9 protein-coding genes are annotated in these 15,334 nt (G+C 74.9%); 5 read left to right on the forward strand and 4 right to left on the reverse strand.

All coding sequences use genetic code 11. The annotated features are described in order from the left end of the window. Positions 1 to 61: 61 nt before the first annotated feature. Positions 62 to 3,460 carry an Rne/Rng family ribonuclease gene (locus tag GXP71_RS09320; protein ID WP_162352429.1) on the reverse strand — a complete coding sequence of 1,133 codons (3,399 nt, stop codon included), beginning with the start codon at positions 3,458 to 3,460 and terminating at the stop codon, positions 62 to 64. Positions 3,461 to 3,955: 495 nt separating this feature from the next. Here GXP71_RS09320 and GXP71_RS09325 point away from each other — a divergent pair, with 495 nt between their 5' ends. Genes GXP71_RS09325 through GXP71_RS09345 form a run of 5 tightly spaced genes read left to right on the forward strand, consistent with a single transcriptional unit; the run spans position 3,956 to position 11,924 of the window. Further along, positions 3,956 to 5,464, forward strand: coding sequence for a cytochrome ubiquinol oxidase subunit I (locus GXP71_RS09325; protein WP_162352430.1), 1,509 nt, complete (start codon positions 3,956 to 3,958; stop codon positions 5,462 to 5,464). Between the two features lie 18 nt (positions 5,465 to 5,482). Further along, positions 5,483 to 6,589 carry a cytochrome d ubiquinol oxidase subunit II gene (gene cydB, locus GXP71_RS09330; protein ID WP_238402699.1) on the forward strand — a complete coding sequence of 369 codons (1,107 nt, stop codon included), beginning with the start codon at positions 5,483 to 5,485 and terminating at the stop codon, positions 6,587 to 6,589. A gap of 1 nt (position 6,590) precedes the next feature. After that, on the forward strand, positions 6,591 to 8,243 hold the full coding sequence (cydD, locus tag GXP71_RS09335; RefSeq protein ID WP_162352431.1) for a thiol reductant ABC exporter subunit CydD: 1,653 nt from the start codon (positions 6,591 to 6,593) through the stop codon (positions 8,241 to 8,243). Further along, positions 8,240 to 10,183, forward strand: coding sequence for an amino acid ABC transporter ATP-binding/permease protein (locus GXP71_RS09340; protein ID WP_162352432.1), 1,944 nt, complete (start codon positions 8,240 to 8,242; stop codon positions 10,181 to 10,183). The genes cydD and GXP71_RS09340 overlap by 4 nt, the downstream gene beginning before the upstream one ends. 10 nt (positions 10,184 to 10,193) lie before the next feature. Further along, entirely contained in the window at positions 10,194 to 11,924 is a 1,731-nt protein-coding gene (locus GXP71_RS09345) for a GAF domain-containing protein (protein WP_370521002.1), read from the forward strand. A gap of 43 nt (positions 11,925 to 11,967) precedes the next feature. Here GXP71_RS09345 and GXP71_RS09350 read toward each other — a convergent pair whose 3' ends face one another. From GXP71_RS09350 to GXP71_RS09360, 3 genes are read right to left on the reverse strand one after another with little or no spacing between them, the layout of a single operon-like run. Continuing rightward, entirely contained in the window at positions 11,968 to 13,341 is a 1,374-nt protein-coding gene (locus tag GXP71_RS09350; protein WP_238402700.1) for a dipeptidase, read from the reverse strand. Continuing rightward, a complete protein-coding gene (locus GXP71_RS09355) occupies positions 13,334 to 13,786 on the reverse strand; it encodes a hypothetical protein (protein ID WP_162352434.1) in 453 nt (150 codons plus the stop codon). Before GXP71_RS09355 ends, GXP71_RS09350 begins: the two co-directional genes overlap by 8 nt. Beyond that, entirely contained in the window at positions 13,783 to 15,240 is a 1,458-nt protein-coding gene (locus GXP71_RS09360; RefSeq protein ID WP_162352435.1) for an APC family permease, read from the reverse strand. Before GXP71_RS09360 ends, GXP71_RS09355 begins: the two co-directional genes overlap by 4 nt. Between the last annotated feature and the right edge of the window lie 94 nt (positions 15,241 to 15,334).

Here is a 15,334-nt window from a genome sequence, read left to right on the forward strand (position 1 = left end):
CCCGCACCGGTGAGCCGGTGCGGGCGTCGGCGTGCACGGAGCCGGTCGTCAGGACCCGCGATCAGTCCTGCGTGGCCTCGGCGGGCTCGTCGTCGTCCGCGGCGTCCTCGAAGAGGTCCGGGGACACGGGCGTGAGCTCGAGCGGCTCGTCGGCGGCCTCGGCCTCCGGCGCTCCCGGCTCGTCGGCCTGGGGCGCAGGGCCCGGAGCACCCGCCGGGGCGACACCGCTCGCGGCCAGCGCAGCGAGGACGTCGAGCACCGGCTGCTCGGCCGGGGCGCTCGTCGCGCCCGGCGCGGCCTCCGCCGCGGCGAGCTCCTCGACGGCGTCCTCGACGACGACCACGCTCTCGCGCACCTCGACCGTCTCGTCGACGACCACCGCGACGCCGTCACCGGCCGCCTCGTCGTCGCGCACCGGCGCGTCCGCGTCGGTGTGCAGCGCCTCGGCGTGAGGCTCGGTCTCGTGGTGGTGCTCGTGCTCGTGCGCGTGCGCGGCGGCGGCCGCGATCGTCGCGAGCGTCGCCTTCACGGCCTCCCGCGCCTCGGGCAGCACCGGCACGCCGGGGTGCGGCGTCGCGGGAGCGGGCTCCTTGGCACCGCGCTTGCGGCGCGACCGCTTCGACTCGCCGGCCTCGGCAGGCGCGGCGGCCTGCTGGGCGCCCGCGTCGGGGCGGCCGTTCTTCTCGACGGGCTCCTCGTGGACGATGAAGCCGCGCCCGTGGCAGTGCTCGCACGTCTCGGAGAACGCCTCGACCAGGCCCTGGCCGACGCGCTTGCGGGTCATCTGGACGAGGCCCAGCGACGTGACCTCGGCGACCTGGTGCTTCGTGCGGTCACGGCCCAGGCACTCGACGAGCCGGCGCAGCACGAGGTCACGGTTCGACTCCAGGACCATGTCGATGAAGTCGATGACGATGATGCCGCCGATGTCGCGCAGCCGGAGCTGGCGGACGATCTCCTCCGCGGCCTCGAGGTTGTTGCGCGTCACCGTCTCCTCGAGCGTGCCGCCCGAGCCGGTGAACTTGCCGGTGTTGACGTCGACGACGGTCATCGCCTCGGTGCGGTCGATGACGAGCGAGCCGCCCGACGGCAGCCAGACCTTGCGGTCCATGCCCTTCGCGAGCTGCTCGTCGACCCGGTGCACGGTGAAGACGTCCTGCGTGCCGGTCCACTTGGAGACCTTCTGCGCGAGGTCGGGCGCGAGCTCGTCGATGTACGACGAGATCGTCGACCAGGCGTCGTCACCCTGGACGACCAGCGCGGAGAAGTCGTCGTTGAAGATGTCGCGGACCACGCGGATCGCCATGTCGGGCTCGCCCTGGAGCAGCGCGGGGGCCGACGCGGTCTTCGCCTTCTTCTCGATGGCCTCCCACTGCCCCTGCAGGCGGGCGACGTCGGCGCGCAGCTCCTCCTCCGAGGCACCCTCGGCCGCGGTGCGCACGATGACGCCCGCCGAGTCGGGGACGACCTCGCGCAGGATCTTCTTGAGGCGGTTGCGCTCGGTGTCGGGCAGCTTGCGGCTGATGCCGGTCATGCCGCCGCCGGGGACGAACACGAGGTAGCGCCCCGCGAGCGTGACCTGCGACGTCAGACGCGCGCCCTTGTGGCCGATCGGGTCCTTGGTGACCTGCACGAGCACCGAGTCGCCGGACTTCAGCGCCTGCTCGATGCGGCGCGGCTGCCCCTCGAGGCCCGCGGCGTCCCAGTTGACCTCGCCCGCGTACAGCACGGCGTTGCGGCCCTTGCCGACGTCGACGAACGCGGCCTCCATGCTCGGCAGCACGTTCTGCACGCGGCCGAGGTAGACGTTGCCGACCATCGACGTCTGCGCCTGGTTCGACACGTAGTGCTCGACGAGGACACCGTCCTCGAGCACCGCGATCTGCGTGCGGTTCGCACGCTCGCGCACGACCATGGTCCGCTCGACCGACTCGCGACGGGCCAGGAACTCGGCCTCGGTGATGATCTGGCGGCGGCGGCCCGCGTCCCGGCCCTCACGACGACGCTGACGCTTCGCCTCGAGACGGGTCGACCCGCGCAGCGCGGTGACCTCGTCGCTCGCGGTGCGGCGCGACGGACGCTCGGGCTCGCCCGCGTCGCCGCGGCCGCCCCGACGACGACGGCGACGGCGACGGCTCGACCCGCCCTGGTCGCCCTCGGTGTCCGTCTCGTCCGCGTCGGCGTCCGCGTCCTGCGGCTCGGCGTCCTCGTCCTCGGCGTCCGCGTCGGCCGGGGCGTCCTGGTCCTGCTCGCCCGCGTCGCCACGGTTGCGGCGCCCGCGACCACCGCGGCGACGGCGACGGCGCTGACCGGCACCCTCGCCCTGCTCGTCGCCCTGCTCGTCGGTCGCCTCGTCGGTTCCCTCGTCGTCCGCGTGGTCCTCGACGTCGCCGGCGTCGGACGGCGCGACGGCGTCGGCGTCCTCCTCGACGACCTCGATCTCCTCGACGGACGCCGGCGCGGCACCACGGCCGCGGCGGCCCCGGCGGCGGGACGGACGCTCGGCGCGCTCGGTCTCCGCAGCCTCGGTCGTCACCGCCTCGACGTCCACGGTCTCGGCGTCCACGCCCTCCGGCGACGCGTCGGCGGCCGCTGCGGCCTCGGCCGCCTCCGCAGCCTCACGCTCGGCGCGTCGCGCGGCCTCGGAGATCTCCTCCGGGGAGCCGGCGCTGGCCTGCGCGCGGCGCCGACGCGGACGCGCGGCGGCAGGGTCCGGCGCCTGGAACAGCAGCGCGGTCGTCGCGAGCCGGGGGCTCGTCGGCGTCTGGGGCTCGGTCGCACGGACGTCGGCGAGCGCGGCGAGGACGTCGAGCGCCGGCGCGGCGGCGGCGTCCTGCGCGGTCTCGCCCGCCTCGGCGGTCGCGGCGTCGGTGTCCTCGGCGGTCTCGTCCTCGGCGTCCGTCGCCTCGTCGGCGACGGGCGGCGCGACCTCGGCGGGCGGCTCGGGTGCGGCAGCCGGGCGCGCGGCGGAGCGGCGGCGGCGGGCAGGCTTCTTCGGCTCGGCGGCGGGCTCGACCGCGGCCTGCTCCGCGGCGGGCGCGGAGGTGGCGTCGGCATCGCTGGTGGCGACGGGCTCGGCGGCGGCCTGCTCGGCAGCCGCGGCGGGCTCGGCGGCGGCCTGCTCGGCAGCCGCGGCGGGCTCGACGGCGGCGGCCACGTCGGGGGCGGGCTCGGTGGCGGGCGTGACCGTGCGGGTCACCCGGCGGGAGCGACGCGGCTTGGTCGCGGGCGCGTCGGCCGCGGACGCGACCTCGGCGACCTCGGCGGCGGTGGTCCCGGCCGGCTCGGCCAGGGGCTCGGGGGCGGCCGCACCGTCACCGGCGGGGGTGTCGGTCGTCGGCTCGACGACAGGGGCGGCGGCCGTCGTGCGCGTCGCCCGGCGGCGCCGCGTCTTCGGCGCGGCCTCACCCCCGGACGTCGTCGTGGCGTCTGCGTTCTCGGGAGTGTTCTCGGGGGTCACGCGTGGTGCTCCTGGGTACCGCAGAGCCCCGCCCCACACGCGCGGTTCTCGGTCGGTCGGTCGTCACGCACGCCCTCGGCGTGGCGACGGAAGTCGTCGGTCGTGGCTGCTGCACCTGGGCCGGCGCCGTCGCCTGCACCGGCGGCGCGCTCCCGGATGGAGCGGCACGGCCGAGCGGCGGACTGGCGCGCGATGCGCGCTGGTGCTGCGAGCTCAAGGGTCCGTCCACGGTGTGGGCGCGGCCGGAACCGTCGTCAGTATCGCACAGGGGCCTCCCGCGGGCGCGGCACGCCCGTCGGCGCGGCGGCGGTCGAGTGACTCCGAACACCCCGGCACGGGGTTTCACGACGCCCCGTCACTACACGGGACCTTGGTCCCAGGAGCAGACTGGGGGTGCTTCTTAGCGTTCCCCCAGGTCCACTGGCCGGGCACCCGCCGAGGCGTCCTTCGTGCGACCTGCCCGCCTGTCCGGTCCGCAGAGCACGGAGAACCCACGTGGACGCCCTCGATCTCGCCCGCTGGCAGTTCGGCATCACGACCGTCTACCACTTCATCTTCGTCCCGCTGACGATCGGCCTCGCACCGCTGGTCGCGATCATGCAGACGGCGTGGGTCCGGACCGGGAACGAGCGGTGGCTGCGGCTCACCAAGTTCTTCGGCAAGCTCCTGCTGATCAACTTCGCGATCGGTGTCGCCACGGGCATCGTGCAGGAGTTCCAGTTCGGCATGGCGTGGTCGGAGTACTCGCGCTTCGTCGGCGACGTGTTCGGTGCGCCGCTCGCGATGGAGGCGCTCGCCGCGTTCTTCGTCGAGTCGACGTTCCTGGGCCTGTGGATCTTCGGGTGGGACAAGCTGCCGAAGAAGATCCACCTCGCGTGCATCTGGGCCGTCGCGATCGCGACCAACCTGTCCGCGTACTTCATCCTCGCGGCGAACTCGTGGATGCAGCACCCCGTCGGGTCGACGTACAACCCCGAGACGGGCCGCGCGGAGATGACCGACATCGGCGCGATCCTCACCAACAACACGCTGCTCGCCGCGTTCCCGCACACGATCAGCGCCGCGTTCCTCACCGCCGGCACGTTCGTCGCGGGCATCGCCGCGTGGTGGATGGTCAAGCTGGTCCGGGCGGACCGCGCCGACGAGGCGCGCGACGTCTACCGCCCGGCCGTCCTCCTCGGCGTGGTCACGATGCTCGTCGCAGGGCTCGTCGTCGCCGTCAGCGGAGACACGCAGGCCAAGCTCATGTTCGACCAGCAGCCGATGAAGATGTCCGCCGCCGAGGCGCTGTGCGAGACGACCGAGGGCGGCGCGCCGTTCTCGATCCTCGCGATCGGCGACCTGTCCGACTCGTGCGAGGGCGTGCAGCACCTCATCGAGATCCCGGGCATGACGTCGTTCCTCGCGTCGGGCTCCTTCACCGAGCCCCTGCCGGGGGTCGAGGACCTCCAGGCGCAGTACGAGGAGAAGTTCGGCTTCACGGACGAGGACGGCCAGCCGATCTCGTACCAGCCCAACCTCGCGGTGACCTACTGGTCGTTCCGCCTCATGATCGGCTTCGGCGTCGGGTCCGCCGCGCTCGCGCTCGTCGCGCTGTGGGTCACCCGCAAGGGCCGTGTGAGCGGGAGCGTGTGGGTCTCTCGGCTCGCCGTCGCCGCGCTCGCGACGCCGTTCCTCGCGTCCGCGTTCGGGTGGATCTTCACCGAGATGGGCCGCCAGCCGTGGGTCGTCGCGCCCAACCCCAACCCGTCGGGCGTCGACGGCGTCTGGCTGCTGACCGCGCGCGGCGTCTCGACCGTCACCGGCCCGGGCACGATCCTCACCTCGCTGCTCGCGTTCACCGCCCTGTACGGCGTGCTCGCGGTCGTCTGGTTCCGCCTCATGCACCGGTACGCGATCGAGGGGGTCGCCGCGAGCGAGAAGGACCCGAGCCCCGACAACCCCGCCAACCGACCGGACCCGGACGACGAGTCGACCGACCGTCCGCTGTCCTTCGCGTACTGAGAACCGGAGCCCACGACCATGGACCTGTCGACCGTCTGGTTCCTGCTCATCGCCGTGCTCTGGACCGGCTACCTGCTGCTCGAGGGGTTCGACTTCGGTGTCGGGATGCTGCTCGGCATCCTGAACCGGGGCGACCGAGCGGCGAAGGACCGGGACCGCCGCGTCATGATCAACACGATCGGGCCCGTGTGGGACGGCAACGAGGTGTGGCTGCTCACCGCGGGCGGTGCGACGTTCGCGGCCTTCCCCGAGTGGTACGCGACGCTGTTCTCCGGGTTCTACCTGCCGCTGCTGCTCATCCTGCTCGCGCTCATCGTCCGCGTCGTCGCGTTCGAGTGGCGCGGCAAGATCGACGACGACCGCTGGCGCGCCTGGGCCGACCGCGCGCTGATCGTCGGGTCGTGGGTGCCGGCCGTGCTGTGGGGCGTCGCGTTCGCGAACCTCGTCCGCGGCGTCCAGCTCGACGCCGACCACCAGTACGTCGGCGGGTTCTTCGCGCTGCTCAACCCGTTCGCGCTGCTCGGCGGCGCGGTCACCGCGCTCGTCTTCCTCACGCACGGCGCCGTGTTCCTCGCGCTCAAGTCCGACGGCGACGTGCGGGTCCGCGCCGGCGCCTTCGCCGCGAAGGCGTCCGTCGCGACGCTCGCCGTCGGCGCCGTCTGGGCGGTCTGGGCGCAGCTCGCGTACTCGGTCGCGTGGACGTGGGCCGCGGTCGTCGTCGCGGCGCTCGCGCTCGTCGCCCTGGTCGTCGCCACGCGGGCGCGACGCGAGGGGCAGGCGTTCGTCGCGTCCGCCGTCGCGATCGTCGCCGTCGTCGTCCTGATCTTCGGATCCATGTACCCCGACGTGATGCCCGCGCTCGACCCGGCGAACTCGCTCACCGTCGACAACGCGTCGTCCACCGACTACACGCTCACCGTCATGACGTGGGTCGCCGTGTTCCTCACGCCGCTCGTGCTGCTGTACCAGGGCTGGACGTACTGGGTGTTCCGGAAGCGCATCAGCGGCCACCAGATCCCCGCGCACACGGGGCTCACGTTCGCGAGGAACCGCGAGTCCGTCCCCGCGTCGGTCGGTGCGGGGCGCGAGGACGACGTGCCGGCCGACGGCGCGGAGCCGCGCTGACGTGCGCCCGCTCGACCCCCGGCTCCTGCGGTACGCGCGCAGCGCACGCGGCTACGTCGCGCTGACCGCAGGCCTCGGGGTCCTCACGGCGGCGCTCGTCGTCGCGCAGGCGCTGCTGCTCGCCCGCGCGCTCGGCCGCGCGGTGCACGACGGCGCGACGCTCGACGCGATCGCGCCGCTCGTCGCGGGCCTCGCGGCCGTCGTCGCCGCGCGGGTGCTCGTGACCGGCCTGCAGGAGCGGTACGCCCACCGCGCCGCCACCCGGGCGGTCGGCGAGCTGCGGGACGCGGTCGTGGAGCGCGCGGTCGACCTCGGCCCCCGGCACCTCGCCGCGGGGCACGGACCCGCGCTCGTCACCCTCGTGACGCGCGGGCTGGACGCGCTCGAGCCGTACTTCGTGCGGTACCTGCCGCAGCTCGTGCTCGCCGCGACCGTCACGCCCGGCACGCTGCTCGTCGTCCTCGGGCTCGACTGGGTCTCCGCCGCGATCCTCGTCGGCACGATCCCGCTGGTCCCGGTCTTCATGGTCCTCGTCGGGCGCCTCACGCAGGGCCGCTCCGAGCGCGGGCTCGCGACGATGCAGCGGCTCGGCGCGCAGGTGCTCGACCTGGTCGCCGGGCTGCCCACGCTCCAGGCGCTCGGCCGCGAGCGCGGCCCCGCGGCCCGCGTCCGGGCGCTGGGCGACGCGCACCGTCGCGCCACCATGGGCACGCTGCGCATCGCGTTCCTGTCGGGCATGGTGCTCGAGCTGCTGACCACGCTGTCGGTCGCGCTCGTCGCCGTCGGGATCGGCCTGCGGCTCGTCGAGGGTCACCTCGACCTCGTCACCGGCCTCGCGGTGCTGATCCTGGCACCCGAGGTGTTCCTGCCGCTGCGCCAGGTCGGCGCGCAGTACCACGCGGCCGTCGACGGGGTGGCCGCCGCCGAGCAGGCGTTCACGCTGCTCGACGAGCCGGCGCCCGCCCGCGGGACGCGGACCGCCCCCGATCTCGCGTCGACGACGCTGCGGCTCGACGGCGTCGGCGTCACCACGGCGGACGGCCTCGCGCCCGCCGCGCTCGACCTCGTCGTGCGGCCCGGCACCGTCGTCGCGCTCACGGGCCCCAGCGGTGCGGGCAAGTCCACGGCCGTCGACGTGCTGCTCGGCCTGCTGCCGCCCGACGAGGGCCGCGTGGTGCTCGACGGTCCGGACGGGCCGGTCGACCTCGCGGACGTCGACCGGGACACGTTCTGGTCGCAGGTCACGTGGCTGCCGCAGCGGCCCGTGCTCGAGCCCGGATCGGTCGCCGACGTCGTCGGCGGTGACGACGCGTCGCGTGCTCGCGCCGCCGCGCTCACGGGTCTCGACGAGGTGCTCGCGACGCTCCCGGCGGGCTGGAGCACCTCGCTCGGCCGCGGTGGGGTCGGCCTGAGCGTCGGGCAGCGCCAGCGCGTCGCGCTCACGCGCGCGCTGCTCTCCCCCGCCCCGCTCGTCGTGCTCGACGAGCCGACCGCGCACCTCGACGCGTCCGGTGAGCAGGTCGTGCTCGACACCGTCCGGGCGCTGCGCGCCGAGGGACGCACGGTCGTGCTCGTCGCGCACCGGGCGTCGCTCGCGGGGTGCGCGGACGTCGTCGTGCCGGTCCGATCGACGGCCGGGCAGGTGGTCGCGTGAGCGCCCGCGAGCCCCGCGGCACCCTGCGCCGGGCCGTCCGGCTCCTCGACGTCGACCTGCGCCGCGTCGCGCTCGCGACGCTGCTCGGCACGCTCGCGCTGGGCTGCGCGGTCGCGCTGGCCGCGGCGTCCGCGTGGCTCATCGCGCGCGCGTCGCAGATGCCGCCCGTCCTGCAGCTGTCCGTCGCGACCGTCGCCGTGCGCGCCTTCGGCATCGGACGTGGCGTGCTGCGCTACCTCGAGCGCCTCGTGTCGCACGACGTCGCGCTGCGTGGCATGACGAACGTGCGCACGACGCTCTACGAGCGGCTCGCCGCCGGGCGGACCGCCGCGCTCGCCGGGGTGCGTCGCGGCGACCTCCTCGCCCGTGTGGGTGCGGACGTCGACACCGTCGGCGACGTCGTGGTCCGCGGGCTGCTGCCTGCCGCCGTCGCGGTGTGCCTGGGCGTCGGGACCGTCGTCGCGATGTGCGCGTTCTGGGTGCCCGCCGGGCTCGCGCTGGCCGGGTGCCTGCTCCTCGCGGGTGTCGTCGCCCCCGCGCTCGCCGCACGCGCGTCCCGCACCACCGAGCGGCGCGCCGCCGACGCGCGTGCCGACCTGTCCGCGACCGCGCTCGGCCTGCTCGACGACGCCGGCCCGCTCGCCGTGGCCGGACGCGCCTCCGCGGAGCGTGCGACGCTCACCGCCGCCCACGCACGGGTCACGGCCGCGGCGGACGCCGGTGCCCGGCCCGCGGCCGCGGCCGCCGCCGTCGGGCAGCTCGCGGTCGGGCTCGCGGTGCTCGCGGCGCTCGTGACGGGTGTGCCCGCCGTCGGTGCCGGGCTGCTCGCGCCCGTCGAGCTCGCGGTGGTCGTGCTGACACCGCTCGCGGCGTTCGAGGCCACGTCGCTGCTGCCCGCCGCCGCGATCCAGGTCCAGCGGTCGCGTGCGGCGGCCGCGCGCATCCTCGCGCTGCTGGACGACGCCGGAGACCCCGCCGGTCCGCAGAAGCAGTCCGCAGCGACCGCGCCGACCGCGGCCGGCGCCGCCCCAGGGACGTCGTCCCGCGGGACGGGCCACGCGACAGCGGACCTCCGCGGGGATGCCACGGTCTCGTCGACGGCGGACGCGCCCCCCGCGGCCGACGTCCGGGACGCGGCGGCGGCGGACCCGGTGCTGCGCGCCGGGGGCGTGACGTGCGCGTGGCCCGGCGGTCCCGACGTCGTGCGCGGGCTCGACGTCACGCTGCGCCGCGGCCGGTCGGTCGCGGTCGTGGGCCCGAGCGGCACCGGCAAGACGACCACGCTGCTCTCGCTCGCCGGCCTGCTGCCGCCGGCCGCGGGCGCGGTCACGCTCGACGGCGCCGACGTCGGAGGGCTCGCGCGCGCCGACGTCGCGGCCGCCGTGGTCGCGGTGACCGAGGACGCGCACGTCTTCGGGACGACCGTCCTCGAGAACCTGCGCGTCGCCCGCGGTGACGTGACCCCGGACGAGGCCCGCGCCACGCTCGACCGCGTCGGGCTCGGCCCGTGGCTCGCGAGTCTCCCCGAGGGCCTCGACACGCTCGTCGGCCCGGACGCCCGCACGGTGTCCGGTGGCGAGCGTCGCCGCCTGCTCCTCGCACGCGCGCTGCTCGCACCCGCACCCCTGGTGCTCGTCGACGAGCCCGCCGAGCACCTCGACGCGGCGACCGCGGACCGCCTGGTCGGCACGCTTCTCGACGAGGCACGCACCGGCCGGCGCGGCGTGCTGCTCGTCACGCACCGCGTGTCGGCGCTGGCGGACGTGGACGAGGTGCTGTGGCTCGAGGACGGCGCCGTCGCGGCGCGCGGCTCCCACGACGACCTGCTCGCGCGGGTCCCGGGCTACCGTGTGGCCCTGGACAGCGAGCAGGGCGACGCCGGGGAGGGCGAGGGTGCGCGATCCCGCGTGGGGCAGGTCGGCGGCGCGACGCATGGCTGAGCGTCCGCCCGTGGAGCGTCCCGTGGTCGGGACGCCGTTCGCGCGCGGCGTGCTGAGCGAGGTCCACTCCGAGGAGATCGTCGACCTCACCGGCGACGGTGTGGCGGACCTGCTCGACGCGATCCTGTCGGTCGCCGCGCAGCTCGACCTGCCGTCGGTCCTCAACCGGTTCGTGCAGGTCAGCGCCGAGCTCACGGGCGCCCGGTACGCGGCGATCAACGTCCTCGACCCCACCGGCACGTCGACGACCTTCGTCTACGCGGGCGTGCCGACCGCCGTCGCCCGCATGCTCGGCACCGCACCCCACGCCCTCGGTGTGCTCGGCCAGATCCCGATCGAGGGTGCGCTGCGCCTCGACGACCTCACGCACCACCCGGCGTTCCGTGGCTTCCCGAAGGACCACCCGCCGATGGGCTCGTTCCTCGGCGCGTCCGTGCGCACGGGCGAGCGCATCTACGGCCAGCTCTACCTGTCCGAGAAGGAGGGCGGCTTCACCGACGGCGACGAGAGCACGGTCATCTCGCTCGCCGCGGCGGCCGGCGTGGCCGTCGCGAACGCGCAGCTCTACGCCGAGTCGTCGCGCCGCGAGCACTGGCTGCGCGCCGGGCAGGACATCACGACCATGCTGCTCGAGGGCATCGACGAGGAGGAGGCGCTCGAGCACATCGCCGCGACCGCCCGTGAGGTCGCGCACGCCGACACCGCGGCCCTCGCGCTGCCCGGGCTCGGCGGCCGGCTCCTCATCGAGCTCGTCGACGGGCACGACGCCGACAAGCTCATGGGCACGGTCATGCCGGAGGGCGGTCGCGCGTGGACCGTGATGACCGAGGGCAAGGGCCTGCTCACGCCGTCGCTGTCGCAGTCCCGCAGCGTCAAGGTGCCCGCGATGCGCGCGTTCGGGTCCGCGATGTACGCACCGATGCAGACGTCCGGCCGCGGCGTGGGCGTGCTCATCCTGCTGCGCCGCATCGGCGAGCCGCCGTTCGAGGACGGCGACCTCGCGACCGCCGAGTCGTTCGCCTCGCAGGCGGCCCTCGCGTACGTGCTCGCCGAGGCGCGGCACGCGCAGGACGTCGCGGCCCTGCTCGACGAGCGCGAGCGCATCGCGCGCGACCTGCACGACCTCGCGATCCAGCAGCTCTTCGCGACCGGCATGCAGCTCGAGACGGTCAAGCGTCGGGCGGCGCGCGGCGTCGACCCGAGCGAGCTGCTGAGCATCGTCGACGACGCGCTCGACAACGTCGACTCCTCCGTGCGGCAGATCCGCGAGATCGTCTACGCGCTGCGCGACCCCGACGCCGCGACGGGCCTGGTCGAGCGGCTGCGGCGCGAGGCGTCGCTCGCGCGCACCGGTCTGGGCTTCGCGCCGTCGGTCCTCCTGTCGCTCGACGGCAGCGGCCTGTCCGACGACCCGTTCGAGGAGGACCGCTTCGACGACCGTGTCGGCCAGCAGCTGACGGACGACGTCGTGGCGGTCGTGCGCGAGGGGCTCGCCAACGCGGCGCGGCACGCGCACGCGTCGTCGGTCACCGTCCGCATCTCCGTCAACGGCACGGGCCCGCTCGGGCGTGTGCTCGTCGAGGTCCAGGACGACGGCACCGGCCTGCCGGAGCGTCGCGACCGCCGCTCGGGCACCGGCAACCTGGCGTCGCGCGCCCGGCAGCACGGCGGGTCGTTCACGCTCGGCGCGTCGCCCGACGGCCGCGGCACGCTCCTGACCTGGCAGGCTCCGCTCGCCTGACGCCCACCCTGGTCGACCCGTGCCCCGCGGATCGACCAGGTCGTCAGTGCGAGCGGTCGGCGAGGCGCGCGAGGAACAGCGCCTCCCCCACGGCCAGCCGCTCGATCTCCCGCGGGTCGACGGACTCGTTCGGCGCGTGGATGAGGCACGCCGGCTCCTCGACGCCCAGCAGGACGACGGCGGCGTCCGGGAGCGTCTCGGCGAAGACGTTGCACAGGGGGATCGAGCCGCCCTGCCCCGCGGTGACGGTGGGCGCGTCGAACGCGTCCGCGAGCGCCTGCGACAGGGTCGCGAACACGGGCCCGTCGGTGCGCGCGCGGAACGGCTGCCCGACGGGCTCCGTCTCGACCGTGACGCGCGCACCCCACGGTGCGACGTCGAGCACGTGCGCGACCAGCGCGTCGCGGGCGTTGCGGGCGTCGGTCCCGGGCGGGACCCGCAGGTTGAGCCGCGCCGCGGCGCGGGGCTGCACGGCGGCGGCGGACCCCACGACGGGCGGTGCGTCGAGGCCGAGCACGGTGACCGCCGGGCGCGCCCACAGCGTGTCGGCGACGCTCGCACCGCCGAGCAGCCGGACGTCGGCGAGCACGCCCGCGTCGTGCCGGAACTGCTCGGCGTCGTAGGCGACGCCGTCCCACGTGCCGGTCGCGTCGAGCCCTCGCACGGTGGTGCCGCCCTGCGCGTCGCGGAGCGTCGCGAGGATCGCGACGAGCGCGGCGAGGGCGTCGGGCGCGGCGCCGCCGAACATCCCCGAGTGCACCTCGCCCGCCATGGTCTCGACGCGCACGACGACGTTGGTCGCGCCGCGCAGCGACACGCAGAGCGTCGGGCGTCCGAGCGTCGCGTTGCCGGTGTCCGCGACGAGCACCGCGTCGGCCGCGAAGTGCTCCGGGTGCGCACGCACGTACTCCTCGAGACCGCCGGTGCCCTGCTCCTCGGACCCCTCGATCGCGACCCGCACACCGACGGGCAGCTCGCCGAGCAGCTGCCGCAGCGCCCGCAGCGCCGTGAGGTGCGCGACGACGTTGCCCTTGCAGTCCGCGGCTCCGCGCCCGTAGAGCCGCCCGTCGCGCGGCGTGAGGGTGAACGGCGGCGACAGCCACGCCTCGTCGCGCAGCGGCGGCTGGACGTCGTAGTGCGCGTAGAGGAGCACCGTCGGCGTGCCCGCGGGGCCGGCGCGGTGCCCCAGCACGGTCGACGACCCGTCGGGCGTGGGCACGGGCCGCGCGTCGTCGATCCCCTCGGCGCGCAGCGCGTCGGCGACCCAGGCGGCGGCGCGCTCGCACTCGGCCCGCGGGAAGAGCCGGTCGTCGGCGACCGACGGGATCGCGACGAGCGCGGCGAGGTCGTCGAGCGCACGCGGCATGAGCACCGCGACGGCGCGGCGGACGTCGGCGACGGCGGGGGCGTCAGCCACTGGTCGTCGTCCCGTCGTGCACGTCGAGGGACCCGACGAAGTCGTCGTAGTCGTCGACCACGTCGGGGCAGTACGTCTCGAGCACGAGCCGGCCGGCGGTGAGCAGGTCCTGCGGGAACGCCGACGCGCGCATGCCGGGCCCGGCGGCACCGTTCTCGAGACCGGCGCGTCGCGCGGCGATCGCGAGCGCACCGTCCGGGTCGGTGCACACGATCCCGCCGTCGCTGCCGAGCACGTCGGCGACGACGTCCTGGTCGAGCGGGACGAGCCCCGCGGCGTCGAACGCGGCGACGAGCTCGGCGGCCTTGGCGTCCGCCTCGGACACGTCCTGGTTGGTCTGCCGGTTCGCGAAGCCGACGATCATGACGGCGAGCAGACCCACGAGCAGGAGCCCCCACGCGGTGTAGACGGGCCAGCGGCGCCGACCCGCCACCACCGGGCTCACGTCGCCTCCCCCGCGGTGGTGTCGACCGTCGCGGTGCGCCACGACGGCTTGCGCGACGCGTAGAACGCGAACGGCGCGACCAGACCGATGAGCAGGAGCCCGCCGCCGACGATCGCGACGTACACGAGCCCGTTGCCCGAGGAGAACTGCGCGGGCGGCACGAACCCGATGAACAGCGCCGCGAGCGACGCGACGAACCCGACGGTGCAGACGAGCGTCAACGCGGGGACCCGGTAGCCGCGCGGGTGGTCGGGTGCCCGGCGGCGCAGCTTCACCGCGGCGACGAACAGCAGCAGGTACATGATCAGGTACACCTGCGTCGTCATGACCGAGAAGATCCAGTACGCGCTCGAGACCTCCGGGATGAACGCGTAGAGCAGCGCGATGACGGTCGTGAGGAAGCCCTGCGTCACCAGGATGTTCTGCTGCACGCCGTGCACGTTGAGCCGCTGCAGGAACGGCGGCAGGTACCCCTCCTCGCGCGCGACGACGAGCAGCCCGCGCGACGGCCCGGCCAGCCAGGTGAGCATCCCGCCGAGCGACGCGGCGATGAGCATGAGCCCGACGATCGGCGTGAGCCACTGGATCGAGAAGTGCGCGAAGAACGCGTCGAACGCCTGCATGACGCCCGCCGTGAGCGACAACGCGTCGGCGGGGATGACCCAGCTGATCGCGAGCGCCGGGAGGATGAAGATCGCGAGGACCAGCCCGATCGCGAGGAACATCGACCGCGGGAACTCGCGTGACGGCTCCTTGAGGCTCGACACGTGCACAGCGTTCATCTCCATGCCGGCGTACGACAGGAAGTTGTTGACGATGAGCACGAGCGACGCGATGCCGGTCCACGCGGGCAGCAGGTGCTCGGCGTCCATGGGCGCGGCCGACGCGTTCCCCTGCCCGAGGAACACCATGCCGAGCAGCACGAGCAGCGCGCCCGGGATGAGGGTGCCGATGACGAGCCCCATCGACGACAGCCCGGCGACCGCCTTGGTGCCCTGCGACGACACCCACACGCCGGTCCAGTACAGGACGACGATGACGATCGCTGTGTAGAGCCCGTTCGACGCGAGCGCCGGGTTCACGACGTACGCGAACGTGCTCGCGACGTAGGCGAGCAGCGACGGGTAGTAGAAGAGGGTCATCGCGAACTGGCACCACACCGCGAGGAACCCGGCGGGCTTCGAGATGCCCTCCGCGACCCACCGGTACACGCCGCCGGACCACCCCGACGCGAGCTCGGCCGAGACGAGCGACGTCGGCAGCAGGAACACGATCGCCGGGACGACGTAGAGGAACACCGCCGCGAGCCCGTACACCGCCATGGTGGGCGCCGCGCGCAGGCTCGCGACGCTCGACGTCGTCATGAACGCGAGCGCGATCCAGGTGATCACGGTGGGCGGCGGCGGTCCGCCGCGTGCCGCTGCCGGTGCCCGGGTCTGCGAGTCCGCCGCCATGCGCCGCTCCCACCGTCGTGCGGGAGCGTCCTCCCCCGCCCGCTCGCGACGCTAGCGACGTGCGTCGGCGCGGTGGCTCACCCGTCGAGGGTGG

Source organism: Cellulomonas sp. H30R-01 (assembly GCF_010119915.1).
Taxonomy (GTDB): Bacteria; Actinomycetota; Actinomycetes; order Actinomycetales; family Cellulomonadaceae; genus Cellulomonas; species Cellulomonas algicola.